General features: G+C 68.2%; 25 protein-coding genes and 1 tRNA gene. 12 read left to right on the top strand and 14 right to left on the bottom strand.

The genetic code is table 11. The features are described from left to right. Positions 1–115: 115 nt before the first annotated feature. The 4 genes from moaA to K7G19_RS12675 all read left to right on the top strand — a co-directional run bounded on the left by moaA (position 116) and on the right by K7G19_RS12675 (position 3,866). The gene (gene moaA, locus K7G19_RS12690; protein ID WP_149317021.1) at positions 116–1,240 is read left to right on the top strand and encodes a GTP 3',8-cyclase MoaA; all 1,125 of its coding nucleotides are present in this window, start codon (positions 116–118) and stop codon (positions 1,238–1,240) included. A 58-nt stretch (positions 1,241–1,298) separates the two neighbouring features. Continuing rightward, on the top strand, positions 1,299–1,898 hold the full coding sequence (mobA, locus tag K7G19_RS12685) for a molybdenum cofactor guanylyltransferase MobA (protein WP_226107529.1): 600 nt from the start codon (positions 1,299–1,301) through the stop codon (positions 1,896–1,898). Between the two features lie 147 nt (positions 1,899–2,045). After that, the gene (gene glp / locus K7G19_RS12680; RefSeq protein WP_226107527.1) at positions 2,046–3,353 is read left to right on the top strand and encodes a gephyrin-like molybdotransferase Glp; all 1,308 of its coding nucleotides are present in this window, start codon (positions 2,046–2,048) and stop codon (positions 3,351–3,353) included. Between the two features lie 234 nt (positions 3,354–3,587). After that, positions 3,588–3,866, top strand: a complete 279-nt coding sequence (locus K7G19_RS12675) for a hypothetical protein (protein ID WP_150083596.1) — start codon at positions 3,588–3,590, stop codon at positions 3,864–3,866. Between the two features lie 123 nt (positions 3,867–3,989). Here K7G19_RS12675 and K7G19_RS12670 read toward each other — a convergent pair whose 3' ends face one another. The 5 genes from K7G19_RS12670 to pncB all read right to left on the bottom strand — a co-directional run bounded on the left by K7G19_RS12670 (position 3,990) and on the right by pncB (position 10,237). Beyond that, positions 3,990–5,387: a DNA recombination protein RmuC gene (locus K7G19_RS12670; protein ID WP_150083595.1), complete on the bottom strand. Its 1,398-nt coding sequence runs from the start codon at positions 5,385–5,387 to the stop codon at positions 3,990–3,992. A 90-nt stretch (positions 5,388–5,477) separates the two neighbouring features. Next, on the bottom strand, positions 5,478–6,515 hold the full coding sequence (locus tag K7G19_RS12665; protein ID WP_150083594.1) for a D-glycerate dehydrogenase: 1,038 nt from the start codon (positions 6,513–6,515) through the stop codon (positions 5,478–5,480). An 8-nt stretch (positions 6,516–6,523) separates the two neighbouring features. After that, positions 6,524–7,969, bottom strand: coding sequence for a sodium:proton antiporter (locus K7G19_RS12660; RefSeq protein ID WP_150083593.1), 1,446 nt, complete (start codon positions 7,967–7,969; stop codon positions 6,524–6,526). Between the two features lie 218 nt (positions 7,970–8,187). After that, positions 8,188–8,874, bottom strand: coding sequence for a lactate utilization protein C (locus K7G19_RS12655; RefSeq protein WP_226107525.1), 687 nt, complete (start codon positions 8,872–8,874; stop codon positions 8,188–8,190). A 187-nt stretch (positions 8,875–9,061) separates the two neighbouring features. After that, a complete protein-coding gene (gene pncB / locus K7G19_RS12650) occupies positions 9,062–10,237 on the bottom strand; it encodes a nicotinate phosphoribosyltransferase (RefSeq protein ID WP_149317013.1) in 1,176 nt (391 codons plus the stop codon). A 373-nt stretch (positions 10,238–10,610) separates the two neighbouring features. On the opposite strand from pncB, the gene fdxA reads away from it, so the two are divergent. The 8 genes from fdxA (at position 10,611) to K7G19_RS24935 (ending at position 15,876) form a co-directional block, all read left to right on the top strand. Next, positions 10,611–10,934 (top strand): ferredoxin FdxA, encoded by a 324-nt coding sequence (gene fdxA, locus K7G19_RS12645; RefSeq protein WP_226107524.1) that lies wholly within the window; start codon positions 10,611–10,613, stop codon positions 10,932–10,934. 107 nt (positions 10,935–11,041) lie between these two features. Beyond that, positions 11,042–12,148, top strand: coding sequence for an NAD(P)/FAD-dependent oxidoreductase (locus tag K7G19_RS12640; RefSeq protein ID WP_149317012.1), 1,107 nt, complete (start codon positions 11,042–11,044; stop codon positions 12,146–12,148). Between the two features lie 314 nt (positions 12,149–12,462). Then, positions 12,463–12,538, top strand: a tRNA-Asn gene (locus K7G19_RS12635). Between the two features lie 234 nt (positions 12,539–12,772). Beyond that, entirely contained in the window at positions 12,773–12,985 is a 213-nt protein-coding gene (rpsU, locus tag K7G19_RS12630) for a 30S ribosomal protein S21 (protein ID WP_006578041.1), read from the top strand. Positions 12,986–13,221: 236 nt separating this feature from the next. Continuing rightward, complete coding sequence (locus K7G19_RS12625) at positions 13,222–13,644, top strand: VanZ family protein (protein WP_226107522.1); 423 nt, start codon at positions 13,222–13,224, stop codon at positions 13,642–13,644. 162 nt (positions 13,645–13,806) lie between these two features. Next, on the top strand, positions 13,807–14,718 hold the full coding sequence (gene nodI, locus K7G19_RS12620; RefSeq protein ID WP_149317010.1) for a nodulation factor ABC transporter ATP-binding protein NodI: 912 nt from the start codon (positions 13,807–13,809) through the stop codon (positions 14,716–14,718). A 122-nt stretch (positions 14,719–14,840) separates the two neighbouring features. Continuing rightward, positions 14,841–15,710: an ABC transporter permease gene (locus K7G19_RS12615; protein WP_223819659.1), complete on the top strand. Its 870-nt coding sequence runs from the start codon at positions 14,841–14,843 to the stop codon at positions 15,708–15,710. A gap of 31 nt (positions 15,711–15,741) precedes the next feature. Beyond that, positions 15,742–15,876 carry a hypothetical protein gene (locus K7G19_RS24935; protein WP_255650761.1) on the top strand — a complete coding sequence of 45 codons (135 nt, stop codon included), beginning with the start codon at positions 15,742–15,744 and terminating at the stop codon, positions 15,874–15,876. A 25-nt stretch (positions 15,877–15,901) separates the two neighbouring features. On the opposite strand, the gene K7G19_RS12610 is transcribed toward K7G19_RS24935, so the two are convergent. From K7G19_RS12610 to trpB, 9 genes are all read right to left on the bottom strand, one after another. Further along, entirely contained in the window at positions 15,902–17,107 is a 1,206-nt protein-coding gene (locus tag K7G19_RS12610) for an O-succinylhomoserine sulfhydrylase (protein WP_149317009.1), read from the bottom strand. A gap of 86 nt (positions 17,108–17,193) precedes the next feature. Next, positions 17,194–18,720, bottom strand: coding sequence for an amidophosphoribosyltransferase (gene purF, locus K7G19_RS12605; RefSeq protein WP_149317008.1), 1,527 nt, complete (start codon positions 18,718–18,720; stop codon positions 17,194–17,196). Positions 18,721–18,815: 95 nt separating this feature from the next. Then, positions 18,816–19,313 (bottom strand): CvpA family protein, encoded by a 498-nt coding sequence (locus K7G19_RS12600; RefSeq protein ID WP_149317007.1) that lies wholly within the window; start codon positions 19,311–19,313, stop codon positions 18,816–18,818. Between the two features lie 28 nt (positions 19,314–19,341). Further along, a complete protein-coding gene (locus tag K7G19_RS12595) occupies positions 19,342–20,148 on the bottom strand; it encodes an SPOR domain-containing protein (protein WP_149317006.1) in 807 nt (268 codons plus the stop codon). 133 nt (positions 20,149–20,281) lie between these two features. Next, positions 20,282–21,592 (bottom strand): bifunctional tetrahydrofolate synthase/dihydrofolate synthase, encoded by a 1,311-nt coding sequence (folC, locus tag K7G19_RS12590; RefSeq protein WP_226107521.1) that lies wholly within the window; start codon positions 21,590–21,592, stop codon positions 20,282–20,284. Between the two features lie 241 nt (positions 21,593–21,833). Further along, positions 21,834–22,706, bottom strand: a complete 873-nt coding sequence (accD, locus tag K7G19_RS12585; protein ID WP_226107520.1) for an acetyl-CoA carboxylase, carboxyltransferase subunit beta — start codon at positions 22,704–22,706, stop codon at positions 21,834–21,836. A 221-nt stretch (positions 22,707–22,927) separates the two neighbouring features. Further along, positions 22,928–23,731 (bottom strand): tryptophan synthase subunit alpha, encoded by an 804-nt coding sequence (trpA, locus tag K7G19_RS12580; RefSeq protein ID WP_149317003.1) that lies wholly within the window; start codon positions 23,729–23,731, stop codon positions 22,928–22,930. A gap of 2 nt (positions 23,732–23,733) precedes the next feature. Further along, positions 23,734–24,765 carry a site-specific DNA-methyltransferase gene (locus K7G19_RS12575; RefSeq protein ID WP_226107519.1) on the bottom strand — a complete coding sequence of 344 codons (1,032 nt, stop codon included), beginning with the start codon at positions 24,763–24,765 and terminating at the stop codon, positions 23,734–23,736. Continuing rightward, complete coding sequence (trpB, locus tag K7G19_RS12570; RefSeq protein WP_226107518.1) at positions 24,765–25,958, bottom strand: tryptophan synthase subunit beta; 1,194 nt, start codon at positions 25,956–25,958, stop codon at positions 24,765–24,767. The genes K7G19_RS12575 and trpB overlap by 1 nt, the downstream gene beginning before the upstream one ends. Positions 25,959–26,062: the final 104 nt, after the last annotated feature.

Raw genomic sequence — 26,062 nt, 5'->3', positions numbered from 1 at the left:
GGCCGTCCCCTTTTTCATGGCCGCGCGTGCCCGCGGGCGCTTCGGCGACCCCTCAACGCAAGCTCGGCTAGAATGGCGGCAGAACGGCGCCGGTCTGGCGGCGACCTATCACGACATGACCGAATCCGTCATCCCCATCTTCGACCTGCGCGAGCATCGCTATCACTCGATGCAGCCCGCGATTCCGGCGCAACTGGAATCGCCGACCGGGCTGTTGGCCGACCGTCGCGGACGGCCGCTGCACGACCTGCGCATCTCGGTGACCGACCGCTGCAATTTCCGCTGCGTCTACTGCATGCCGAAGGAAGTCTTCGACAAGGACTACACCTTCCTGCCGCATTCGGAACTGCTCAGCTTCGAGGAGATCGAGCGCGTCGCGCGGCTGTTCGTCGCCCACGGCGTCGAGAAGATCCGGCTGACCGGCGGCGAGCCGCTGCTGCGCAAGAACATCGAGAAGCTGGTCGAGATGCTGGCGCGCATCGAGACGCCCGCCGGCAAGCCGCTGGACCTGACGCTGACCACCAACGCCTCGCTGCTGGCCCGCAAGGCGCGCGCGCTGCGCGATGCCGGGCTGACGCGGGTTTCGGTCAGCCTCGATGCGATCGACGACGCCACCTTCCGCCGCATGAACGACGTCGACTTCGCCGTGGCGGACGTGCTCAAGGGCATCGAGACCGCGCAGGCGGTCGGGCTGGCGCCGCTCAAGGTCAACATGGTGGTCAAGCGCGGCACCAACGACGCCGAGATCGTGCCGATGGCGCGCCATTTCCGCGGCAGCGGCATCATCGTGCGCTATATCGAATTCATGGACGTGGGCGCCAGCAACCACTGGCGCATGGACGAGGTGCTGCCGTCCGACGAAGTGGTCGCGCGCATCGACGCGGAATTCCCGCTCGAGCCGATCGCCGCCAACTACAGCGGCGAGACGGCGCAGCGCTGGCGCTACCGCGACGGCGCCGGCGAGATCGGCGTGATTTCCAGCGTCACCCACGCCTTCTGCGGCGATTGCAGCCGCATCCGGCTGTCGACCGAGGGCCGGCTCTACCTGTGCCTGTTCGCCACCGAGGGCTACGACCTGCGCGCGCTGCTGCGCGGCGGGCACAGCGATCTCGAGATCGCCAACGCGATCGCCGGTGTCTGGCGCGAACGCACCGACAACTATTCGGAGCAGCGCGGCGACGCGCAGGTGCGCGCGGCCCGCGCGGCGCGCAAGATCGAGATGTCCTATATCGGCGGCTAGGCGTTCGCCTCGCCTCCGACTCCGTTCAACGCTTCACCGCTTTTCACCGACACCTGCGATGATCGAACGCGAAGACATTACCGGCCTGATCCTGGCCGGCGGACGCGGCAGCCGCATGGGCGGCACCGACAAGGGCCTGCAGTCGCTGCGCGGCGCCCCGATGGCGATGCACACGATGATGCGGCTGGCGCCGCAGACCGGCGCGCTGCTGATCAACGCCAACCGCAATCTGGCCGCCTACGAATCGTTCGGCGTGCCGGTGGTCACCGACTCGGTGCCCGACTTCGCCGGCCCGCTGGCCGGCATGCTGGCGGGGCTGGAACAGTGCCAGACCCGCTGGATGGTCACCGCCCCGTGCGATTCGCCGTTCCTGCCCACCGACCTGGTCGCGCGGCTGGCGCAGGCAATCGAGCGCGAAGGCGCCGAGATGGCGATGCCGGTTACCGTCGACGAACAGGTCCGCCGCCAGACCCAGCCGGTATTCCTGCTGATGCCGCATACCGCGCTGGACAGCCTGGTGGTCTTCCTCAACGGCGGCGGCCGCAAGATCGAGGCCTGGGCCTCGCAGCATCGGCTTGCCGAAGTGCCGTTCGACGACGCGGCGCCCTTCGCCAACATCAACACGCTGGACGAACTGCGCACCTTCGAGGCGCGCTGAGCGGGGGCCGAGGCGCGGCCCTGAGCTGCTCCACCGCCCTCGCCGCCCTGCTGTCCTGCTGCCCTGCTGCCCTGCTGCCCGACCGGCGCACGACCCCTCGCCAGCCTGAGCCCCGAACCCGAACCGAACCCCAACGCGAACCCTGCCATGCCGTCCCTGCAATCCGTGATCTCCTGCCTGTCCGACTACGATCCCAGCGCGCTGCCCGTGGAGCAGGCCAACCGGATCATCGCCGAGGTGATCGAACCGGTCAGCGGCATCGAGCAGGTCGCGATCCGCTCGGCGCTGGATCGCGTGCTGGCCGAGGACGTAGTCTCGCCGATCGACGTGCCGGCGCACGACAACTCCGCGATGGACGGCTATGCCTTCTCCAGCGCCGCGCTGCAGGCGGCGAACGGCGGCGAGGTGACGCTGCGCGTCATCGGCACCGCGCTGGCCGGCGAGACCCACGGGCTGACCCCGGCGGCCGGCGAGGCGGTACGCATCATGACCGGCGCCGTGATGCCCGTCGGCTGCGACACGGTGATCCCGCAGGAATTCACGCAGGCCGTGCCGGGGGCGGGCAGCGAATCGGGCGGCGAAGCGGTGCGCTTTGCCGCCGACGCGGTCCGGGCCGGCGACAACCGCCGCCTGCGCGGCGAGGACCTGGCCCGCGGCAAACCCGCGCTGAACCAGGGGCGCGTGCTGCAGCCGGCCGACCTCGGCCTGCTGGCCTCGCTCGGCATCGCCGAGGTCAAGGTACGGCGCCGCCTGCGCGTGGCCTTCTTCTCGACCGGCGACGAGCTGCGCTCGATCGGCGAGCCGCTCGACGCCGGCTGCGTCTACGACTCGAACCGCTACACGCTGCACGGCATGCTGCGACGCCTGCATGTCGAGCTGATCGACATGGGCGTGGTGCGCGACGATCCGGCCGCGCTCGAGGCCGCGCTGCGCAGCGCGTGCGAGAACGCGGATGCGGTGATCACCTCGGGCGGCGTGTCGGTCGGCGAAGCCGACTACACCAGGCAGATCATGGCCGAACTCGGCGACGTGACCTTCTGGAAGATCGCGATGCGCCCCGGCCGGCCGATGGCCTTCGGCCGCATCGCGTCGAACGGCCATCAGGCGCTGCTGTTCGGCCTGCCGGGCAATCCGGTCGCCGTGATGGTGACCTTCTACCATTTCGTCCGCGCCGCGCTGCATCGGATGATGGGCGCGGACATCGCGCCGCCGCCGCTGATGCGCGTGCGCAGCGCGCACGCCATCCGCAAGAAGCCCGGCCGCACCGAATACCAGCGCGGCATCCTCGCGCGCGGCGCCGACGGCCAGTGGGAGGTGCGCATTACCGGCCAGCAGGGGTCCGGCGTGCTGCGCTCGATGAGCGAGGCCAACTGCTTCATCGTGCTGGGCCACGAGCAAGGCGGCGTCGCGGCCGGCGATCCGGTCGAGGTGATGCTGTTCGAGGGCCTGCTGTAAGGCCGGGGCACCGCGCCCAGCCCCCTCGCCGGCCCCATCGCCGGCCCCATCGCTGCGCCTTCGCTCGCCCCATCGCGCATCCGTCTGCGGGCCGGCGGGTTCGTCCCTCGCCACTGTCGTTTTTTTGCGTACCGAAGCCGTGCGCGCGGCCGCCCCGGCGGGGCGAGGCTATGCGCCACGCCACCCATTCGCTACACTTGCCGCACCCCAACTCTTCCCCACTGCCACGCTGTCATGAATCAGGAGATCGCTTACCTCCACCCCGTCAAGACCGCACGCGCGCTCGTTCTGGTCTACCTGTGCTTCTCGGTGCCGATCGTGTCGATGGGGTTGTTCGTGGCCTTTGTCCGCTACGGCGATCTGCCCGGCATCACGGTGTTCACGGCGCTGATCCTGAATGCGCTGGTCGGTTTCGGCCTGCTGTGGCTGGCCTGCAAGGCCTACAACTGGGTGGCGGCCCGCTTCGGCGGCATCGAGGTGACGATCCGCAATCTGCCGCCCGAGGGGCAATAAGCTCCGGCAGCCGGGCCCTTCTCCGACAAAAAAAGCGCATCCCGGCGGATGCGCTTTTTTTTTGCTCGGACGCTGCCGCCGGCAGCCCCCAGGCCGGCGGGCCCGAATCCCTGCCGGCGCCGCTCAGGCCGCCGGGCCGGCATCCTTCGGCCCGGCCTCGCCGTCGTCCTCCTCCGGCAAGCCCAGCAGCTGCTCGGCGGCCTCGGACGGCAGCGCCTCGACCTTGCGCAGCTTGCGCGCCATCTGGCGGCTGCGCACCTCGGCCTGCTCGATATTGCGGGCGGCGCGCTCCAGCGTGTCGCGCGTGCGCGCCAGCACGTCGCCGAACTTGCCGAACTCGGTCTTGACCGCGCCCAGCACCTCCCACACCTCGCTCGAGCGCTTTTCCAGCGCCAGCGTGCGAAAGCCCATCTGCAGGCTGTTCAGCACGGCGGTCAGCGTGGTCGGGCCGGCCACCGTGACGCGATGATTGCGCTGCAGCAGGTCCGTCAATCCGGGCCGGCGCAGCACCTCGGCATACAGGCCCTCGGTCGGCAGGAACAGGATGGCGAAGTCGGTGGTGGCCGGCGGCGACAGGTACTTCTCGGCGATGGTCTGGGCCTCGCGCTTGATGGCCACTTCGAGCTCGCGCCCGGCGGCGGCCACGCCTTCGACATCGCCGCGTTCCTGCGCGTCGGTCAGCCGTTCGTACTGCTCCTTGGGGAACTTGGCGTCGATCGGCAGCCAGACCGTGCCGTTGCCGCTGCCGCTCCCTCCGCCGTTGCCGACGCCCACTTCCTTGCCCGGCAGGCGGATCGCGAACTCGACGCGCGCGCCCGAGTTCGGCACGGTCTCGACGTTGCGCGCGTACTGCTCCGGCGTCAGGATCTGCTGCAGCAGCATTTCCAGCTGGACCTCGCCCCAGGTGCCGCGCGTCTTCACATTGGTCAGCACGCGCTTGAGGTCGCCGACGCCCTGCGCCAGCATCTGCATCTCGCCCAGGCCGCGATGCACCTGCTCGAGCCGGTCCGACACCATGCGGAACGATTCACCCAGCCGCTGCTCCAGCGTCGCGTGCAGCTTCTCGTCGACGGTACGGCGCATCTCGTCGAGCTTGGCGGCGTTGTTGGCCTCGATGTCCTTGAGCTTCTGCTCCAGCGTGGCGCGCACCTCGCCCAGGCGCCGCTCGTTCGATTCGGTCAGCTTGGCGAGCTGCTGCGCGAACATGTCGATCTGGTTGTTCTGCAGCGTGGCGATATGCGTCATCTGCGCCGACAGCGTCTGCTGGAAGCGCATCATCTGCTCGCTGGTTTCGTCGCGCCCCAGGCGCGCGGCCTCGGCAACCTCGCCGCGCAGGCTGCGTTCGAGCCGTTCGCTGTCGCGCTCGCCACGTTCGCGCCAATCGGCCAGGCGTTGCATCAGTTCGGCATGCAGCTGCCCGGCGCTGCCGTCGCGCCCGCGCATCAGCAGCACGACGAGCGTCAGCAGGGTCAGCAGCAGGATCGCGGCCAGCGCGATCAGGATCAGCGAGGAGGAAGACATCGGGGATCGAGTCATGAAGCCGGGTGGAAGCCGGCGCCGCCGCGGCCAGGCCAGCCGTGGCCACCGCGCGGTGGCCACCACAGCGGCACGCTAGCGGCGCGCCAGCACTTCGGGGTTCAGCACACAAGGCGGCCGGCCGGCATCTGGCCCGGCGCCGAGCGCGGCAATCAGATTGTCGGCGGCGAGATTGGCCATCGCGCGCCGCGTCTTTTCGGAGGCGCTGGCGATATGCGGGGTCAGCACGACGTTGGGCACCTGCAGCAGCGCGGGATGGACCTTGGGCTCGCCCTCGAACACGTCCAGCCCCGCGGCGAAGATGCGCCGCTCGCGCAGCGCCTCGGCCAGCGCCGCGTCGTCGACGATGCCGCCGCGTGCGAGGTTGATCAGCGTCGCGGTCGGCTTCATCTGCGCCAGTTCGGCCGCGCCGATCGCATGGTGGCTCTGCTCGCTGTACGGCAGCACCAGGATCAGGTGGTCGGACTCGCGCAGCAGTTCCGCCTTGCTGACGTAGCGCGCGCCGAGACCCTGCTCGATCTCGGCCGGCAGTTGGCTGCGGTTGTGGTACAGCACCGTCATGCCGAAACCGGCGGCGCGCCTTGCCAGCGCCTGGCCGATGCGGCCCATGCCGAGGATGCCCAGCTTGCTGCCGTGCAGGTCCATGCCGAGGAACATGTCGTAGGACCAGCGCTCCCATTTGCCGGCGCGCAGGAAGTGCTCCGACTCGGTGACGCGCCGCGCGGTGGCCATCAGCAGCGCCCAGCCGAAATCGGCGGTGGTCTCGGTCAGCACGTCCGGCGTGTTGGTGGCGACGATGCCGGCCGCCGTCAGTGCAGGCAGGTCCAGGTTGTTGTAGCCCACCGCCATGTTGCAGACCGCGCGCAGTTCGGGCAGCGCGCCGATCAGCCCGGCGTCGATGCGGTCGGCGGCATTGGAAAGCACACCGGCCTTGCCGGCCAGGCGTGCCTTCAGCGCGGCGGCGTCGAGCGGCACGTCGGGCTGGTTGTGGTCGACCTCGAAATACTGCGCGAGGCGTTCGATCACATCGGGGAAGATCGCCCGCGTGACCAGCACGGCCGGACGCGGCGAGGAAGATTGCGCTTGGGATTGCGGTTGGGATTGCGAAGCCATCGTGAACCTCAGACGCGGAAGAACAGCAGGGTCATCACCCCGAACAGCGGCACCAGGATGCCGCAGGACCACAGCATATAACCGAAGAAGCTCGGCATGCGCACGCCGCGGTCCTCGGCGATCGCCTTGACCATCAGGTTCGGCGCATTGCCGATATAGGTGTTGGCGCCCATGAATACGGCGCCGGCCGAGATCGCCGCCAGCGTGGTGGCGTCGCGCGTCATCAGCGTGGCCGCGTCGCCGCCGGCGGTATTGAAGAACACCAGGTAGGTCGGCGCGTTGTCGAGGAAGGACGACAGCAGGCCGGTGGCCCAGAAATACATGCTGTCGATCGGCTGGCCGTTGCTGTCGCTGACGGCGCGGATCACGCCGGCGAAGGCACCGTCGGTGCCCGCCTTCAGCATCGCGATCACCGGGATGATGGTCAGGAAGATGCCGGCGAACAGCTTGCCCACTTCCAGGATCGGATCCCAGTTGAACTCGTTGCCGGCGCGCGCGCTGTGCGGCGTGATCGCCAGCGACACCAGCGCCACCACCACCAGCGCCACGTCGCGCACCAGCGCCTGCAACGGCACGACGGTGCCCATCACGTCGAACGCGATATCCGATTGCCACAGGCCGCTCATCAGCACCAGCGCCATGATCGCCAGCAGCAGCGCGAAATTGGCCTTGCCGTCGATGCGGATGCCGCGCGAATCCGGCGTCGGATCGAGCCGCGGGGGCAGTTCCTCCTCGCGATTGAGGAAGTAGTGGCGATCGACGAAATAGAAGATCACCAGCAGCGCGATGCACAGGAACAGCGTCTGCGGAAAGATATGGCGCGTGGTCCAGAAGAATTCGACGCCCTTCAGGAAGCCGAGGAACAGCGGCGGATCGCCCAGCGGCGTCAGCGAACCGCCCGCATTGGCGACCAGGAAGATGAAGAAGACCACCACGTGCGCGACATGGCGGCGGTTGTCGTTGGCGCGCAGCAGCGGACGGATCAGCAGCATCGCCGCGCCGGTGGTGCCCATCACGCTGGCCAGGCAGGTGCCGAGCGCGAGGATGCCGGTGTTCAGCTTCGGCGTGCCATGCAGGTTGCCCTGCACGCAGATGCCGCCCGCGACGATATACAGCGCGCCGATCAGCACGATGAACGGAATGTACTCGGCCACCAGCGCATGCACGACGTTGGCCGTGGCGGCATGCATGCCGAATGCGAGCGCGAACGGCACCAGGAACAGCAGGCCCCAGCCGGCCGCGACCTTGCCGAAGTGGTGATGCCAGAAGCGCGGCGCCAGCAGCGGAAACAGCGCGATCGACAGCAGGATGCCGGCGAAGGGCAAGGCCCACTGCGGCCCCAGCGCGGCGCCGTCCAGTTCGGCGGCGCCGGCCAGCGCGGGGAACATCGCCAGCATGGCCGGCAGCGCCAGCCGGGGCGCGTTGGACAAGCGCGGCGCGAGGGCGGACTGCATCGTGTTCGGTCTCCTGTTATTGCTGTTTGTTGGAAGTGGGTTCGAATGCGGGATGCCCGTCGTCGTATCAGGGCCGGCGCGACGGGATGCGGCGCGCGAGAGCAGGACGGGCGTCGCGTGCCGTGGCGCAGCGATATTCAGGCCGGCTCAACCACGCTCAACCACGCTGCGGCGCGCTCGAAAACCGTTCCGGCACGCACCTGCACGTCAACGCGCCCTCAGGCCTGTTCGACCAGCACCACGTGCACGCGATACGGCCCGTGCGCGCCCAGCACGATGGTCTGCTCGATATCGCCGGTACGGGACGGGCCGCTGATGATGTTGGTCGCGCGCGGCAATTCGCCCCGCGCGGCGCGCACCAGCGCGAAGGCTTCCTCGAGGTCGGCGACGATGCGGCCGGCCGGCACCACCGCGATATGGGTCTCGGGCAGCAGCGCGCCGGAGGCGAAGGTTTCCGGCCCCGACAGCAGCATCAGCGAACCGGTCTCGGCGATCGCGCAGAAGCAGCCGGTGATGCCGACCAGATCGCCATGGTCGCGGTCGGCCTCCGGATCGCGCAGCGGCGGCCGCGCTTCGACCGCGATGCCCTGCGCCTGCCAGTCGAGCGCGGCGAGCGCGGGCCAGGCGACCGCGCGCGGGGGCAGCGCCAGTCCGCTCAGATAGTGCGCCACCGCCGCCGGCACGTCGGCCAGCGTGGCGACGCGCTCGACCGTCGAGGCCATCTTGCGCGCCTGCACGCTGAACGCTTCGACCAGATCGCCGGCCACGCCGGGACGCGGCCCTTGCGGATGGCGCGCCAGGTAGTCGGCCACCGCCTCGCGCTCGCCTCGGGTCGGTTGCGCCGGCCGCCCCTGGGCGGCACGGATACGGGCGAAGATGCGGTCGCGAGCGGAATCGGTATTCATGGTGCGGACGATCGGTGTCGGGAGGCCGGGGCAGCGGGCATTATAAGTCCCCCTGCCCGCGGCTTTCGCCGAAAACGCAGCGGGAAGGGGCCGCCGGACGCAGCAGCCGGAAGCCGCCGCCCGAAGCTGCGTCCGGAAGCGGCGGCGGAAAGCAGCGGCGGAAAGCGGTTGCGGAAACCGGCCAGGATCAGGCCGGCTCGACGCCGAACACCTGGCGCAGATAGCCAAGGTAGGCCGGGTCGTCGCACATGGTCTTCTCCGGCGTGTCCGACAGCTTGGCGACCGGTTGCCCGTTGCAGCGGACCATCTTGATGACGATCTGCAGCGGCGTGTAGCCCAGGTCGTTGGTCAGATTGGTGCCGACGCCGAACGCCAGCCGGCAGCGGCCGCCGAAGCGTTCGTACAGCTCGATCACGCGCGGGATATTGAGGTTGTCGCTGAAGATCAGCGTCTTGCTGCGCGGATCGACGCGGTTCCTGCTGTAGTGCTCCAGCATCCGCTCGCCCCAGGCCACCGGATCGCCCGAGTCGTGCCGCACGCCGTCGAACAGCTTGCAGAAGTACAGATCGAAGTCGTTCAGGAAGGCATCGAAGCCGTAGGTGTCGGACAGCGCGATGCCGAGGTCGCCGCGATATTCGCGCGCCCAGGTCTCCAGCGCGAACACCTGCGAATCGCGCAGCCGCGGCCCGAGCGACTGGCAGGCCTGCAGGTATTCGTGGGCCATGGTGCCGAGCGGCGTCAGGTTGTGCTTGCGGGCGAAATGCACGTTGCTGGTGCCGGCCAGCTGCGGTCCCAGCAGTTGCTGCATCGACGACAGCACCTCCTCCTGCCAGTCGCGCGAGAAGCGCCGGCGCGTGCCGTAGTCGGCGATCACGCAGTCGTCGCGGCCCGGCATGCGCAGCAGCGCCAGCTTGTCGACCAGCCGGCGCCGGCCTTCCTCCCAGTCGGGCTGCGGCTGGGTATGGCGGAAGTACACCTCGTTGACGATCGCCAGCAGCGGGACTTCGAACAGGATGGTATGCAGCCACGGGCCGCGGATCGTGATGTCGATTTCGCCCGGATGCGTCGGCGACGGGTTCACCGACACGTATTTGGCGTTGAGCTGGAAGAGGCCGAGGAAATCGACGAAATCGCTCTTGATGAAGCGGAAGCCGCGCAGATATTCCAGTTCGTCCTCGGTGAAGCGCAACTGGCACAGCAATTCGATCTGCGCGCGGATCTCGTCCGCGTACGGCGTCAAATCCACGCCGGCATTGCGGCATTTGAAGCGGTACTCGACCTGGGCCGCCGGAAAATGATGCAGCACGACCTGCATCATCGTGAATTTGTAGAGGTCGGTGTCGAGCAGAGATTGGATGATCATGGCGTAACCCGCACAAGTGTGCCGAATCAGGCCCACATGCTAACCCATCGGGCGACCTCGTCGCGCATGGGGCCAATGCGCGACGGCGGCCCATACCGGGACCAAAGCGGCCACCGGATCGACCCGCGGACCAATGCCGAACAGTGCCGCATAAAGAAATAAGAAAACTATCTGATTCGGCTATATAGGGCCGCTGTGCGGCACGAACGGGTCGGCTACAATACCGATCTTTGAAAGGCCGCGGTCGACGCTCGTCCCGCGTGTGCGTGCGCTGTACGGGAACAAGCGCGGACACAAGCACGGGGCACAAGTACCGGCACAAGCGGCCCAAAACAGTCTCCCATCGAAGCCGATCCGTTTTCCTGGAACCGAAATGACTCACGTTGTCACCGAATCCTGCATCCGTTGCCGCTATACCGACTGCGTTGACGTGTGTCCGGTTGATTGTTTCCGCGAGGGCCCCAATTTCCTCGCGATCGATCCGGACGAGTGCATCGACTGCGCGGTGTGCGTCGCGGAGTGTCCGGTCAACGCGATCTATGCCGAGGAAGACGTGCCGGGCGACCAGCTGCAGTTCATCGAACTGAACGCCGAACTGGCCCGCAGCTGGCCTTCGATCACCAAGACCAAGGCCCCGCTGCCCGAGGCCGAGGAATGGAAGGACGCCACCGGCAAGCTGCAATACCTGGAACGCTGAGCCGACGCGCCAGCCACCCCCACCCGATAGCGACAAAGAGAAGGCCGTCCCCACGCGCTTTCCCGCAATGCCGGGCACCCCGTGCCCCCAAACGTATCAGGACGCATATGGACTTGAGCATCCCCAACCCCGTCGCGGACACCACCAATCAGGTCGGCGGCAACGCTGGCGGTGGCCAGCCCCTCGAAATCGACGCGCTGATCGTCGGCGCCGGTCCGGTCGGCCTGTTCCAGGTCTTCGAACTCGGCCTGCTCGAGATCAAGGCGCACGTGATCGACTCGCTGAAGGTCGTCGGCGGCCAATGCGTCGAGCTGTATCCGGACAAGCCGATCTATGACATCCCGGCGGTGCCGATCTGCACCGGCCAGGAGCTGACCGACAACCTGCTCAAGCAGATCGAGCCGTTCGAGCCGACCTTCCATCTCGGCCAGGAAGTCTCGGTGGTCGAGCGCCAGGAGGACGGCCGCTTCTTCGTCGAGACCTCGCTCGGTACCCGCTTCCTGACCAAGACCATCTTCATCGCCGCCGGCGTCGGTTCGTTCCAGCCGCGCACGCTGAAGGTCGAGGGCCTGGACAAGTTCGACGGCAAGCAGCTGTTCTACCGCGTCAAGGATCCGAGCCGCTTCCACGGCCGCAACCTGGTGATCGTCGGCGGCGGCGACTCGGCGCTGGACTGGACGCTGGACCTGGTCGGCAAGGCCGAGTCGGTCGTGCTGATCCACCGTCGCGACGGCTTCCGCGCCGCACCGGCCTCGGTCGCCAAGATGAAGGAACTGTGCGAGCAGATGGAGATGCAGTTCATGGTCGGCCAGATCAGCGGCTACGAGGAAAAGGACGGCGTGCTGACCGAGATCAAGGTCACCGGCGGCGACGGCGTGACGCGCCGCATGCCGCTGGACGATCTGCTGGTGTTCTTCGGGCTGTCGCCCAAGCTCGGCCCGATCGCCGAATGGGGCCTGGACCTGGAGCGCAAGCAGATCAAGGTCGATACCGAGAAGTTCGAGACCAATATCCCGGGCATCTTCGCGGTCGGCGACATCAACACCTATCCGGGCAAGAAGAAGCTGATCCTGTCGGGCTTCCACGAGGCCGCGCTGGCCGCCTTCGGCGCCGCCCCGTACATCTTCCCCGAGAAGAAGATCCACATGCAGTACACGACGACCTCGCCGAAGCTGCACAAGATCCTGGGCGTCGAATCGCCGGTGTTCGACTGAGCGATGCTCGACGGAGCGATGCATGGCCAACGCCGGGCATCGTCTCGCAGGTCTGTTGAAGAACCGCCTTCGGGCGGTTTTTCATTGCCTCCCGCAAATTCTTCTTGGCATTCCGCTCGCCCGCCGTCTATAATGCGCCCCTCGCCAACGCACATTCGCGGCACCGGATCGGCCCCAGGGCTTCCGACCCAACGAATGCGCAGGCAGGCCGGACACTTCGGCGCGGCGTTTTGCGGATGACGCAACGACAACAAAATGTCGAAACGTTGTTGACGAAGTAACGAGAAACTGGCTATAATCCTTTTCTCAGCTGTTCCCCGATAGCTCAGTCGGTAGAGCGACGGACTGTTAATCCGCAGGTCCCTGGTTCGAGCCCAGGTCGGGGAGCCAAAGAATAAAAGGCCCGCCATCCGAGATGGCGGGCCTTTTCACTGGTGCGCTGGCATCCTGCGTGACCGACCCTGTCGCGACTCGCACGCCCACCCTTCCGGTCCACTGCCCCGCCATGCTTGCGGGGTTTTGCCAACACCCAGCTCCGCGGGTATCGGCAGCGAGCACAGGCTCGAGGCTGCCGAGGCTCACCGTTCCACCCCGCCGCAGCAGCGGCACCCCGAAGGACAAGCTTTGACCAAGATCGTTTTGAAGCCGGGCGAACCGGTTGACGTCGCCATGCGGCGATTCCGCCGGGCCATTCTGCAAAATGGCCTGATCGTCGAACTGAAGAGCCGCACGGCCTACGAGAAGCCGACCACCGAGCGCAAGCGCAAGAAGAAGGCCGCCGAGTCGCGCCTGCGCAAGCGTCTGCGCATGCAGATGCTGCCGAAGAAGATGTACTGATCGTCTTCGACTGCCGGGAGTCCCGCGGGCGCGGCGCATCGTCCGCCGCGTGACCCCCGTTGCTGTCCCGTTCTCCCACCGCCCGGGAGAACGCGCACTCCCCCGGGGAGCGCCCTCTCGTCCAGCCATCTGGCCGACGACACCCGCTGCGCCACCCATCCCCACAGCCGATATCGGCCCCCTGCCCCGGCTGCTACAGTACGTTCCTGTTGTCTCGCCCCAGGAATCGTTTCCGCATGCCTTCCGGATCTTCCCGTCCGTCTTCACGTCGGTCTTCTCGTCCGTCGCCCAGCCTGACAATCGGCCCGTCGCAGTGGCGTCTCGCCTTCTGGCTATGCCTGTGCGCCGTGCTGACACTCGCGCTGATGCCGCCGACGACGCCGATGCCGACCACCGGCTGGGACAAGAGCAACCACCTGCTGGCGTTCGCCACGCTCGGCGTGCTCGGATGGCGCGCCTATCCGGCGCGGCCATGGGCCGTGCCGCTCGGCTTGCTGGTCTATGGCGGACTGATCGAGTGGCTGCAGTCGATGACGCCCTACCGCTCCGCCGACGCCATCGACATATTGGCCGACGCGCTGGGCCTCGCGCTGGGGTGGCTGCTGCACGGACTGGTGCGTGCGCTGATGCGCCGCCTGCGGGCACGACGCGCGGCCTGACGGGCCTGGCCGGCATAACCGGCATAAACGGCATAGCGGGCCTGGTGAGCCTGGCCCCCGGCCGGATTGACCGACGCCCTGCTGCGGCGCGCCAAGGACCGATCGCAAGCAGATCGGCATAATGGCGGGATTGCGCCAGGCGCGCTTCACCGGAACGCTGCGTTGACTGCCATTCTCGAATTGCGCCACGTGCGCAAGCAATACGGCAACACCGTCGTCGTCGACGATCTGAGCCTGCAGGTGCAGCGCGGCCAGTGCTTTGGCCTGCTGGGCCCCAACGGCGCCGGCAAGACCACCACGCTGCGCCTGCTGCTCGGGCTGACCACGCCGGCCTCGGGCGAGCTGACGCTGTGCGGCGAACCGGTTCCCGCCCGCGCGCCGCAGGCCCGCATGCGCGTCGGCGTGGTGCCGCAGTTCGACAATCTCGACCCGGACTTCACCGTGGTCGAGAACCTGCGCATCTTCGGCCGCTATTTCGGCCTGTCGGCCGCCGAGATCGAACGGCGCGTGCCGATGCTGCTCGAATTCGCCCGCCTGGAAAATCGCGCCGACGCGCATGTGCGCGACCTGTCCGGCGGCATGCGCCGGCGCCTGACGGTAGCGCGGGCGCTGATCAACGATCCCGACCTGCTGGTGATGGACGAGCCGACCACCGGGCTGGACCCGCAGGCGCGCCATCTGATCTGGGACCGGCTCAAGTCGCTGCTGGCCGCCGGCAAGACCATTCTGCTGACCACCCATTTCATGGAGGAGGCCGAGCGGCTGTGCAACTATCTGTGCGTGATCGACGGTGGCCGCAAGATCGCCGAAGGCAAGCCGCATGAGCTGATCGACCGGCAGATCGGCTGCGACGTGGTCGAGGTCTATGGCGAGGAACTGGACGCGCTGCGCGAGCGCTTGGCGCCGCTGGCCGAGCGCACCGAGAAGAGCGGCGAGACGCTGTTCTGCTACGTGCGCGAGCCCGAGCCGCTGCTTGCGGCGCTGCACGGCAATGGCGGCATCCGCTACCTGCATCGCCCGGCCAATCTGGAGGATGTGTTCCTGAAACTGACCGGCCGCGAGATGCGGGATTGAACGCCTGACCGGCCTGCCCGCAGCCGAGCCGCAGCCAGCTTGACGCTCACCCGCACCGAGCCCTCAACGACCCCGCAACCCATCCGCAGCCCACCGCCACGCACCGAACCATCGAGGAAACCATGAGCGAACGAGACCCGGACCCGGGCAACGACGGCAAGCTGGCCACCGCGGCGGCGGCGTCCGGCGGCGCGACCCTCACCACGCGGCGCTATCCGCAGCCGCTGTGGCCGCTGAACCTGCGCAACTGGACCATGGTCTGGTATCGCAACTACCGCGTCTGGCGCAAGCTGGCGATCCCGTCGATGATCGGCAACCTGGCCGATCCGATGATCTACCTGTTCGGCCTGGGACTGGGGCTCGGCCTGCTGGTCGGACGCGTCGACGGCGTCTCGTACATTGCCTTCCTCGCCGCCGGCACCACCGCCTCCAGCGTGATGATGTCGGCCAGCTTCGAGTCGATGTATTCGGCCTTCTCGCGCATGCACGTGCAGCGCACCTGGGAGGCCATCATGCACGCGCCGCTGACGCTGGGCGACGTGGTGCTCGGCGAGGTGCTGTGGGCGGCCAGCAAGGCCGTGCTGTCGGGCGTGGCGATCATGCTGGTGGCCAGCGCGCTGGGCTATGCGCAGATGCCGAACGCGCTGCTGGCGCTGCCGGTGATCGCGCTGGCGGGCATCGCCTTCGCCAGCCTGGCGATGATCGTCACCGCGCTTGCGCCCAGCTACGACTTCTTCATGTTCTACCAGACGCTGGTGATGACGCCGATGCTGCTGCTGTCGGGCGTGTTCTTTCCGCTGGAACAGCTGCCGCCCGGCGTGCAGGCCGCCACGCAGGCGCTGCCGCTGGCGCACGCGGTGGCGCTGATCCGGCCACTGATGCTGGATCGCCCGGTCGACCAGGTCGGCCTGCATCTGGCCGTGCTGGCCGCCTATGCGGCGGTGGCCTTGGTGGTGGCGCTGATGCTGCTGCGCCGGCGGATGCTGCGGTAGGGAGGGCGCCCCGCGTGCTGGGGGACACGCCATGGAAAAAGCCGGCCCTGGGGCCGGCTTTTTCCTCGTCGATCGAATCGAGCGAATTAAGCGAATCGATTGGATCGCGCGAATCGAGCGAATCGAGCGGGTCGGGCGGGTCGAGCGCGTCGAGCGCGTCGAGTAGGTCGAGCGCGTCGAGTCAGTGAAGCTTAGTCGCCCAAGCCGCGCAGCAGATCCGCCTTCAGGTCCTCGACCGACTCCAGCCCCACCGCCATGCGGATCAGGCCCTCGCCGATGCCGGCCGCGGCCTTGGCCTCGGGGCTGACGCGTGCGTGCGTGGTGGTGTACGGATGCGTCACGGTGGTGCGCGTGTCGCCCAGGTTGCCGGTGATCGAGCACAGGCGCGTGCTGTCGATCACGCGCCAGGCGTTGGCGCGCTGCTGTTCCGGCGTCGCGCCCTTCAGTTCGAACGACACGATGGCCCCGCCGCCGCTCTGCTGGCGCATCGCGATGTCGTGCTGCGGATGCGACTTCAGCGCGGGGTGATAGACCCGTGCCACCGCCGGATGCGATTCGAGGAACTGGGCCAGCGCCAGCGCGCTGGCCGAATGGCGCTCCATGCGGATCGCCAGCGTCTCCATGCCCTTGAGCATCACCCAGGCGTTGAAGGCGGACAGCGTCGGGCCGGCGGTCCGCACGAAGGGGAACACCTTGCCCATGATGAAGTCGTGCTTGCCCAGCACCGCGCCGCCGAGCACGCGGCCCTGGCCGTCGATATGCTTGGTCGCCGAATGCACCACGAGGTCGGCGCCGAAGCGCAGCGGCTGCTGCAGCGCCGGCGAGCAGAAGCAGTTGTCGACCACCAGCAGCGCACCGGCGTCGTGCGCGATATCCGCCACCGCGGCGATGTCGGCCACCTCCGTCAGCGGGTTCGACGGCGTCTCGAGGAAGAACAGCTTGGTGTTCGGCTTGACCGCGGCGCGCCAGCCGGCCAGGTCGGTGCCGTCGACGAAGGTGGTCTCGACGCCGAACTTGGCGAAGATGTTCGAGAACAGCGTCATCGTCGAGCCGAAGATCGCGCGCGAGCTGACGAGGTGGTCGCCGGCCTGCATCGACGACAGCACCACCGACAGGATCGCGCTCATGCCCGAGGCGGTCGCCATGCAGGCCTCGGCGCCTTCCAGCGCGGCCAGCCGCTGCTGGAACATGCTGACGGTCGGATTGGTGAAGCGCGAGTAGGTGTAGCCCTCTTCCGAGTTGGCGAAGCGCTCGGCCGCCTCGGCGGCGCTGCCGAAGCAGAAGCTCGACGTCAGGTACATCGCCTCGGAATGCTCCATGAACTCGCTGCGCAGCGTGCCGGCGCGCACGCCGAGCGTATCAATGCCGAGGGAGTCGAGGTCGAGCGGGTCGTTCATGGTCGGGGCAATCGTGGGTAGCGATGGAATGGCTCCCCTCCCCCGCGCGCGGGAGAGGGGTTGGGACAGGGAGAAACCGGCGGGCCTTACTCGTTGCCGCCCGAGCGCTGCAGATGCAGCTGCGAACGCTCGGTATCGCCGCCGCCTTCGCGGTCGGCTTCGCTGCGTGCGGTCTCGAGGCGGTCCAGATAGGCCTCGTCGATATCGCCGGTGATGTACTTGCCGTCGAAGCACGAGGCCTCGAAGTCCTTCAGCGCCGGGTTGATGTCGCGCACCGCCTGCTTCATCGCCTCGACGTCCTGATAGACCAGCTGGTCCGCGCCGATCATGCGGCAGATCTCGTCATGGCTGCGGCCATGCGCGACCAGCTCGCTGCGGGTCGGCATGTCGATGCCGTAGACGTTGGGGAACTTCACCGGCGGCGCCGCGGACGCGAAGATCACCTTGTTGGCGCCCGCATCGCGCGCCATCTGCACGATCTCGAACGAGGTGGTGCCGCGCACGATCGAGTCGTCGACGATCAGCACGTTCTTGCCCTTGAACTCGACGCCCATCGCGTTGAGCTTCTGGCGCACCGACTTCTTGCGCACCGCCTGGCCCGGCATGATGAAGGTGCGGCCGACATAGCGGTTCTTGAAGAAGCCCTCGCGATAGTTCAGGCCAAGCTTGTTGGCGACCTGCATCGCCGCCGGCCGGCTCGAATCGGGAATCGGCATCACCACGTCGATATCGCCCGCGCTGACTTCGCTGCGGATCTTCTCGGCCAGGTAATCGCCCATGCGCAGGCGCGCGTCGTAGACCGGCACGCCGTCGATGCACGAATCCGGCCGCGCCAGGTAGACGTATTCGAAGATGCAGGAATTGAGCAGCGGATTGTCGGCGCACTGCTTGGTGTACAGCTTGCCGTCCAGGTCGATGAAGATCGCCTCGCCCGGCGCCACGTCGCGCTCGAGCTTGTAGCCGATGCCTTCGAGCGCCACCGATTCCGACGCGACCATCCATTCCTTGCCGGTCGCCGTCTCGATGCTGCCCAGGCACAGCGGGCGGATGCCGAACGGATCGCGCACGGCCAGCATGCCGTAGCCGGCGATCTGCGCGGCGATCGCATACGAGCCTCGCACGCGGCGGTGCATGCCCGCCACCGCGGCGAAGATGATCTCGGGATCGAGCGAGGTGCCGTTGCTGGCGCGCTGCAGCTCGTCGGCCAGCACGTTCAGCAGCACCTCGGTATCCGAGTGCGTATTGATGTGGCGGCGATCGCGCCGGAACATCTCCTCGCGCAGCTGCTGCCAGTTGGTCAGGTTGCCGTTATGCGCCAGGATGATGCCGTACGGCGCATTGACGTAGAACGGCTGCGCCTCTTCCTCGCTGGAGGCCGAGCCCGCGGTCGGGTAGCGCACCTGGCCGATGCCCGCCGCGCCCGGCAGGCCGCGCATGTTGCGCGTGCGGAACACGTCGCGCACCAGGCCGTTGGCCTTGTGCATGTGGAAGGTGCTGCCGTTGGCGGTCGCGATGCCAGCGGCGTCCTGACCGCGATGCTGCAACAGCAGCAGGCTGTCGTAAATCAACTGATTGACGGGCGTGGCAGACACCACACCGACGATACCGCACATGCCAAGCTCCCAGGAAAGGCTTTGATTCGGCGCGCCCTGCGCGCTGCCGACGGCAGACCAGGCGCGAAAAGTTCATGCCGGGCGCGCGCCCGGCCTCAGGTTCTGACGTATTTGGCGATTTCCGGCGGCAACCAGGGCCGCAGCGACTCCATCGCGGCGATGACATAGGGGCGCGACACCGCGTCGCGCCAGAAAGGTTCGTCGGGCATCTTGGTGAAGCCGGCCAACGTGACCAGCAGCATCACCACCAGCGCGCCGCGCGCCACCCCGAACACCAGTCCAAGCCCGCGATCCGCCGGCTTCAGGCCGGTGGTTTCCAGCAACTGGCCGATCACCGCGCCGGCCAGCGCCGCGGCAATCACGGTGCCGAAGAACAATACCGCGAATCCGGCGGCGCTGCGCGCGAGCGCGCCGCCGGGCAGCGACTCGGGCATCCATTGCGTCGCGACGCCGACATAGTTGTAGGCCACGAAAAAGGCCGCGATCCACCCCACCAGCGACAGCAGTTCGCGCATCAGGCCGCGCAGCGCGCCGACCAGCCCCGAGGCGACCAGCACGAACACGACCGCGTAGTCGAAGAACGTCAGCTGCATTCCCGCGAGCACCGCCGTCCGCCGCCGCTCAGAGCTCGACCACGCGGGCCGTCAGGCCGGTGGCGCGGACCCGCTTTTCGGCGGCATCGGCGGCATCACGGTCCGAGAACGGGCCGGCGCGCAGCAGGATGCGTTCGCCGTCGGCCAGCGCCTTGCGTTCGATATATGCGGGCACCTTGTTCGCCTTCAACTTGCTCATCCACTGCCTGGCCTTGTCCTCGGTCGAGAAGGCGCCGACGAGGATCACGTATTTGCCGCTGCCGGACGATTTGGCTTCGGCCTTGTCGGTTTTCGATTCGGCCTTCGATTCCGCCTTGGGATCGGGTTTCGCCTCGGCCTGGCGCGCCGCTTCGGTACGCTCGGCCGGCTTTTCCGGCGCCTTGTCGGCGGCGCGGGCCGCCGGTGCGCTGACCAGTTCCTCGCCGGCATCGAGCGCCTGCGCATCGAGGCGCGATTGCTGCTGCGGCGCCAGCGGCGCGGCCTTGCGCGGTTCCGGCCTGGCCTGCGCCTCGCCCTGGCCACCGCTCAGGCGCACCGCGATCTGGTCGGCGGCGGGACGCGGCTCGGTCTCGAAGACGATCGGCAGCACGATCACCGCGGCCACCGTCATCACCAGCGCGCCGATCAGGCGACGCCGCGCGCGTTGCTTCTGGGGGAATTCCGGGTCCAGCATGTCGTCCGCATAGTCGTCGCCACCGCGGTCGCCACCCCGGCGCATGTCGCGGCTGCCGGCGCGCGCGCCGGCTGCTCCGGCGTCGGCGCTGCGGGCGCGCCGTGCGCGCTCCGGTGCCGCGTCTTTGCCCTTGCGGAAGGAAAACAGCGAAAGCAGGCCCATAGATTGGTTCGGTGCGGGCGGCAGGCGCGGCCGCCCCTTGAGTTTGTCGCTCGACCGCGGCGCGTGCCCCGGCAGTGCCCCGGCAGTGCCCCGGCAGTGCCCCGGAAGTGTCCCGGGAAAACGGTGCGGCAGGCTAGTTCGCCTGAGTCGCCCGGTACGCCATCACGCCGGCCACGGTATAGAACGATCCGAAGACCAGGATTCTATCATTCTCGGTGGCACGCTCGATGGCGTCCCGATAGGCCGCCTCGGGGCTGGCGAAGCACGCCGCGGTGGCGTCCGGGCCCGGCCGGAAGCCGCCCTGCTCCAGGTGCTCCAGCAGGTCCTGGGCGCTGGCCGCACGCGGCGTCGGCAGGTCGCACAGGCACCAGTGATCGACCTTGTCGCTCAGGTGGCGCAGCACGCCGGCGATGTCCTTGTCCGCCATCGCGCCGAACACCGCGTAGGTGTAGCGGAAGAAGCCCATGTTCTCCAGGCTCTGGCCCAGCGTGGCGGCGGCATGGGGGTTGTGGGCGACATCGAGGATTACGGTCGGACGCCCCGCCATCACCTGGAAGCGGCCCGGCAGATCGACGAAGGCGAGCCCGTTGCGCACCTCCTGCGCGCTGACCGGCAGCCGGTCGCGCACCGCCTGCAGCGCGGCCAGCGCGGCCGACGCATTCAGCAGCTGGTTGGCGCCGCGCAGCGCCGGATACCCCAGCCCATTGAGCTTGCGCCCGCGGCCGCTCCAGTCCCACTGCAGGCGCTCCTGGCCCTTGGCGGCCTGGTGCTGGAAATCGCGCCCGACCAGCCACAGGTCGGCGCCGATCGTCTCGGCATGCTCGACCAGCGAGGCCGGCGGCATCGGGTCGCCGCAGATCGCCGGCACATGCGGGCGGAAGATGCCGGCCTTCTCGAAGCCGATCTTCTCGCGGGTATCGCCCAGGTACTGGGCATGGTCGATATCGACGCTGGTGACGATGGCGCAGTCGGGATCGAACACATTGACCGCGTCGAGCCGGCCGCCCAGCCCGACCTCGAGGATGATCGCGTCAAGCTGCGCGGCGGCGAAGGCATGGACGATGGCCAGCGTGGTGAACTCGAAATAGGTCAGGCTGACCGGGTCGGCGAAGCTGGTGCGGGCGCGCTCGACCGCCTCGAAATGCGGCAGCAGCTGCGCGTCGGTCGCCATCTCGCCGTTGATGCGCGCGCGCTCGTTGAACGACAGCAGATGCGGCGAGGTATGGCAGCCGACCTTGTAGCCCGCCTCCAGCAGGATCCGCTCGAGCATCGCGCAGGTCGAGCCCTTGCCGTTGGTGCCGCCCACGGTGAACACCAGCGCGTCGATGCGCAGGCCGAGCGCTTCCTTGACCCGGCTGATCCGTGTCAGGCCCATGTCGATGCCGACCGGGTGCGCGGTTTCGAGGTGGGCCAGCCACTCGGGCAGGGAGGAGAAGATAGGCATGATGCTGCTGTGATGTGCTGCGGTTCGCGCCCGGTTACGCCAGGCGTCCCATGCGGTTTCCTCCCCTCTCCCGCTGGCGGGACAGGGGTTGGGGGAGAGGGCAACTCAACACCACCCCGCCTCCCCAACCCTCTCCCGCTGAGGGGGAGAGGGAGAACACCCTGCGGCGAACCATACTATCCAATGAAAAACGCGGACCAGGTCCGCGTCGTCAAACCATCCTTCGGCGATCGGGGTCCGCTCAGGCCACCGCGTCGGCCGGCTGCTTCTGCAGCAGCGCCAGCAGTTGCGCGAGCTCGGCACGCAGCTTGCGCCGGTCGACGATCATGTCGATGGCGCCCTTCTGCAGCAGGAACTCGGCACGCTGGAAGCCTTCGGGCAGCTTCTCGCGCACGGTCTGCTCGATCACGCGCGGGCCGGCAAAGCCGATCAGCGCCTTCGGCTCGGCGATCACCACGTCGCCCAGGAAGGCGAAGCTGGCCGACACGCCGCCCATGGTCGGGTCGGTCAGCACGCTGATGAACGGCAGCTTGGCGGCCGACAGCTTGTTCAGCATCGCGGTGGTCTTGGCCATCTGCATCAGCGACAGCAGGCTTTCCTGCATGCGCGCGCCGCCGGTGGCGGTGATGCAGATGAACGGCACCTTCTGCTCGAGCGCGGCCTGCGCGCCGCGCGCGAAGCGCTCGCCGACCACCGAACCCATCGAGCCGCCCATGAAGGCGAATTCGAAGCAGCTGACCACCACCGGAATGGTATGGATCGCGCCGCCCATCACCACCATCGCGTCGGTCTCGCCGGTCTCGTCCATCGCCGCCTTGATGCGGTCCGGATACTTCTTCGAGTCCTTGAACTTGAGCGCGTCGACCGGCACGATTTCCTGGCCGATCTCATAGCGGCCCTCGGCGTCGAGCAGCGAATCGAGCCGCTCGCGCGCGCGGATGCGCATATGGTGGTCGCACTTGGGGCAGACATGCAGATTGGCCTCGACGTCGGTCCGGTACAGCACGGACTCGCACGACGGGCACTTGACCCACAGGCCCTCGGGGATGCCCTTGCGGGACGAGGGGTCGGTCTGTTGAATCTTGGGGGGCAGGAGTTTATCCAACCAGCTCATCAAAACGCTCCTTTCGGATAAGGCCGCGGCCTGGCGCATCGCGAAGTGATATGGCGCACGCGCGCGCAGGTGGCAGGCCCGGCCATCGGCCAAGGCGGCGAATGTACCACGGGCGCCGCACAAGGGCCGAGATTCTGTGCCGCGGAAGGCAGGAATCGGCGGCCGTCGACGGGGAAATGTCGCCAGAGCCCGCCGATGGCCGCCGATATGAGGCTAATACATCACGCCTTGGCGTCCAGCGCCGTGCGGATCTCCGCGATGAACGAACGCAGCGATTGTACCGCCTGTTCCCGCGGCGCTTCCTCCAGCAGTTGCACCAGCCGGCTGCCGATCACGACCGCGTCGGCCACGCTGGCGATCGCCCGCGCGGTCTGCGCGTCACGGATGCCGAAGCCGACGCCGACCGGCAGGTTGGCGTGGCGCTTGATCACCGGCAGGCGCGCGGCGACGCTGTCCAGGTCCAGCGCGCCCGAACCGGTCACGCCCTTGAGCGACACGTAGTACAGGTAGCCGCTGGCCACCTTGGCGACCTGCGCGATGCGCGCATCGGTGGTGGTTGGCGCCAGCAGGAAGATCGGATCGATGCCGTGCTCGCGCATCAGCTGGGCAAACGACTCGCACTCCTCGGGCGGGTAGTCGACCACCAGCACGCCGTCGACGCCGGCCTCACGAGCGGCCTGCGCGAACGCGCGCTCGCCCATCCGCTCGATCGGGTTGGCATAGCCCATCAGCACCACGGGCGTGCCGGCGTCGCGCTGGCGGAATTCGCGGACCCAGCCCAGCACCTGGGTCAGGCTGACGCCGTTGGCCAGCGCCCGCTCGGACGCGCGCTGGATCACCGGGCCGTCGGCCATCGGGTCGGAGAACGGCACGCCCAGCTCGATCACATCGGCGCCGCCCTCGACCAGCGCATGCATCAGCGCGACCGTCAGGCCGGGCTCGGGATCGCCGGCGGTGATGAAGGGAATCAGGCCCTTCCTGCCTTGTGCGGACAGCGCCGCGAAAGTCGATTGGATGCGGGACATGGTCAGGATGCGAGGTGGGGCAGCGCGTCCGCCGGACCGGCGTCGTTGGCGGCTGCCGGGGTAGACGGGGTAGACGGAGCCGAGGCGGCGATCGCGGAGACGGAGGCATTGGCGGCGGCTTGGGAGGCGGCTTCCGCGGCAGCTTCGGCCGCCTCCGCCGCCGCGGCGGCATCGGGCCGCGCCAGCGGCATCACCGAGGCGACGCGCGCCCGCGCGACATCGACATAGTCGGGATTGATCTCGAAGCCGACGAAGCGGCGCCCATGCCGGGCGCAGGCCACCGCGGTGGTGCCGCTGCCGGTGAACGGATCGAGCACCAGCCCGCCGGGCGGACAGCTGGACAGCACCATCCGCTCGACGATCTGCAGCGGCTTCTGGGTCGGATGGTCGGCGCGCTCCGGGTCCTGCCGATGGATGCGCGGCACGCTCCACAGGTCCTTCGGGTTGTAGCCGACCTCCAGCCACTTCTTGCCCTCGAAGCGCGGCCGGCTGCGCGCCTTCTTGGTCTCGGCGTCGTACGGCACGCGCACCGAGTCCAGGTCGAAGTAGTAGTCGCGCGCCTTGGCGAAGAAGCCGATGTTGTCGTGCACCGACGAATACTTGCGCGTGGTGCCGCCCATGCTGGGCACGCGCCGGTCCCAGATGATCTCGTTGACCATCGTCAGCCGGCGCTTGAGCATCACGAACAGCTCGGGCGAGTACTGCCAGGTGCAGAACAGGTACAGCGAGCCGCGCGGCGACAGTTTGGGCACCACCGCGTCGATCCAGCGCTCGGACCATTCCAGATAGGCCTGGCCCGACAGCCGGTCCGAATCGTTGCCGTAGTCCTTGCCGAGCCCGTAGGGCGGGTCGGCAACCACGAGATCGATCGAACCGTCGGCCAGCCGGCGCACGCCGTCGAGCACGTCCTCCTGGTACAGCAGGGCCGGCAGCGCCGGCGCGGCGGTCAGCGCGATCGCGTCGCCGCCGCCGACCGTCGGCGTGGTGGTATCCGCGGCGGCGGCGCCCGGCGCGGCTTCGGGAAGCGTGCGCATCAGAGCGTCAACCCCGCACGTTCGGCGACCGTGTGCATGTCCTTGTCGCCGCGCCCGGACAGATTGACCAGCAGCAGCTTGTCCTTGGGCAGCGTCGGCGCCAGCTTGCACGCGTAGGCGATCGCATGGCTCGACTCGAGCGCCGGGATGATGCCCTCGATGCGGCAGCAATCGTGGAAGGCGCGCAGTGCCTCGTCGTCGGTGATGCAGACGTACTCGGCGCGGCCGCTGTCCTTGAGCCACGCGTGCTCGGGACCGACCCCCGGATAGTCCAGCCCCGCCGACACCGAATGCGTCTCGATGATCTGGCCGTTCGGATCCTGCAGCAGATAGGTGCGGTTGCCGTGCAGCACGCCGGGGGAACCGGCGCTGAGCGACGCAGCGTGCCGGCCGGTGTCGATGCCGTCGCCGGCCGCCTCGACGCCGATCAGCCTGACGTCCTTGTGGTCGATATACGGATAGAAGATGCCCATCGCGTTGGAGCCGCCGCCGATGCAGGCGATCACCGCATCGGGCTGCCGGCCGGTCAGCTCGGGCATCTGCACCTTGGCCTCCTCGCCGATCACGCACTGGAAATCGCGCACCATTGCGGGATACGGGTGCGGGCCGGCGACGGTGCCGATGATGTAGAAGGTGTTCTCGACGTTGGTCACCCAGTCGCGCATCGCCTCGTTCAGCGCGTCCTTCAGCGTCCTCGAACCGCTCTCGACCGGCACCACGGTGGCGCCGAGCAGCTTCATCCGGTAGACGTTGGCGGCCTGGCGCTTGATGTCCTCGGCGCCCATATAGACCACGCACTCCATGCCGAAGCGCGCGGCGATGGTGGCGGTGGCCACGCCGTGCTGGCCGGCGCCGGTCTCGGCGATCACGCGCGGCTTGCCCATCTTCCTGGCAAGCAGGGCCTGGCCGATCACGTTGTTGATCTTGTGCGCGCCGGTGTGGTTCAGGTCCTCGCGCTTGAAGAAGATCTGCGCGCCGCCGAGCGTCTCGCTCCAGCGCTGCGCATGGTAGATCGGCGACGGCCGGCCGACGAAGTGCTTCAGCTCGCGGCGGAATTCGGCGTCGAACTCGGCGTCGTTCTTCAGGCCGGCATAGGCCTCGCGCAGTTCGTCCAGCGCATGGGTCAGGGTCTCGGAGACGAAGGTACCGCCATAGGGGCCGAAATGGCCGCGGGAATCGGGCAGGTTGTACATGAGTGGGGCTTCCGGGTGGCGCGGCCGTCCTCGATGGATCGGCCGCGGCAGGGGAACAGGGTGGCTTGCGGGACCGGCGCGATGTCTGTCATCCGCGCCGGTCG

The sequence above is a fragment of the Cupriavidus sp. DB3 genome (genome assembly GCF_020418465.1).
Lineage (GTDB): Bacteria > Pseudomonadota > Gammaproteobacteria > Burkholderiales > Burkholderiaceae > Cupriavidus > Cupriavidus cauae.
The sequence above is the reverse complement of the archived record's forward strand: the minus strand, read 5'-3'. Positions and strand labels throughout refer to the sequence as shown.

Bases quoted from the DNA above. Each gene is read 5' to 3' on its own strand.
- moaA (WP_149317021.1), top strand. From the start codon at position 116: ATGACCGAATCCGTCATCCCCATCTTCGACCTGCGCGAGCATCGCTAT.
- mobA (WP_226107529.1), top strand. From the start codon at position 1,299: ATGATCGAACGCGAAGACATTACCGGCCTGATCCTGGCCGGCGGACGC.
- glp (WP_226107527.1), top strand. From the start codon at position 2,046: ATGCCGTCCCTGCAATCCGTGATCTCCTGCCTGTCCGACTACGATCCC.
- K7G19_RS12675 (WP_150083596.1), top strand. From the start codon at position 3,588: ATGAATCAGGAGATCGCTTACCTCCACCCCGTCAAGACCGCACGCGCG.
- K7G19_RS12670 (WP_150083595.1), bottom strand. From the start codon at position 5,387: ATGTCTTCCTCCTCGCTGATCCTGATCGCGCTGGCCGCGATCCTGCTG.
- K7G19_RS12665 (WP_150083594.1), bottom strand. From the start codon at position 6,515: ATGGCTTCGCAATCCCAACCGCAATCCCAAGCGCAATCTTCCTCGCCG.
- K7G19_RS12660 (WP_150083593.1), bottom strand. From the start codon at position 7,969: ATGCAGTCCGCCCTCGCGCCGCGCTTGTCCAACGCGCCCCGGCTGGCG.
- K7G19_RS12655 (WP_226107525.1), bottom strand. From the start codon at position 8,874: ATGAATACCGATTCCGCTCGCGACCGCATCTTCGCCCGTATCCGTGCC.
- pncB (WP_149317013.1), bottom strand. From the start codon at position 10,237: ATGATCATCCAATCTCTGCTCGACACCGACCTCTACAAATTCACGATG.
- fdxA (WP_226107524.1), top strand. From the start codon at position 10,611: ATGACTCACGTTGTCACCGAATCCTGCATCCGTTGCCGCTATACCGAC.
- K7G19_RS12640 (WP_149317012.1), top strand. From the start codon at position 11,042: ATGGACTTGAGCATCCCCAACCCCGTCGCGGACACCACCAATCAGGTC.
- K7G19_RS12625 (WP_226107522.1), top strand. From the start codon at position 13,222: ATGCCTTCCGGATCTTCCCGTCCGTCTTCACGTCGGTCTTCTCGTCCG.
- K7G19_RS12615 (WP_223819659.1), top strand. From the start codon at position 14,841: ATGAGCGAACGAGACCCGGACCCGGGCAACGACGGCAAGCTGGCCACC.
- K7G19_RS24935 (WP_255650761.1), top strand. From the start codon at position 15,742: ATGGAAAAAGCCGGCCCTGGGGCCGGCTTTTTCCTCGTCGATCGAATC.
- K7G19_RS12610 (WP_149317009.1), bottom strand. From the start codon at position 17,107: ATGAACGACCCGCTCGACCTCGACTCCCTCGGCATTGATACGCTCGGC.
- purF (WP_149317008.1), bottom strand. From the start codon at position 18,720: ATGTGCGGTATCGTCGGTGTGGTGTCTGCCACGCCCGTCAATCAGTTG.
- K7G19_RS12600 (WP_149317007.1), bottom strand. From the start codon at position 19,313: ATGCAGCTGACGTTCTTCGACTACGCGGTCGTGTTCGTGCTGGTCGCC.
- K7G19_RS12595 (WP_149317006.1), bottom strand. From the start codon at position 20,148: ATGGGCCTGCTTTCGCTGTTTTCCTTCCGCAAGGGCAAAGACGCGGCA.
- folC (WP_226107521.1), bottom strand. From the start codon at position 21,592: ATGCCTATCTTCTCCTCCCTGCCCGAGTGGCTGGCCCACCTCGAAACC.
- accD (WP_226107520.1), bottom strand. From the start codon at position 22,706: ATGAGCTGGTTGGATAAACTCCTGCCCCCCAAGATTCAACAGACCGAC.
- trpA (WP_149317003.1), bottom strand. From the start codon at position 23,731: ATGTCCCGCATCCAATCGACTTTCGCGGCGCTGTCCGCACAAGGCAGG.
- K7G19_RS12575 (WP_226107519.1), bottom strand. From the start codon at position 24,765: ATGCGCACGCTTCCCGAAGCCGCGCCGGGCGCCGCCGCCGCGGATACC.
- trpB (WP_226107518.1), bottom strand. From the start codon at position 25,958: ATGTACAACCTGCCCGATTCCCGCGGCCATTTCGGCCCCTATGGCGGT.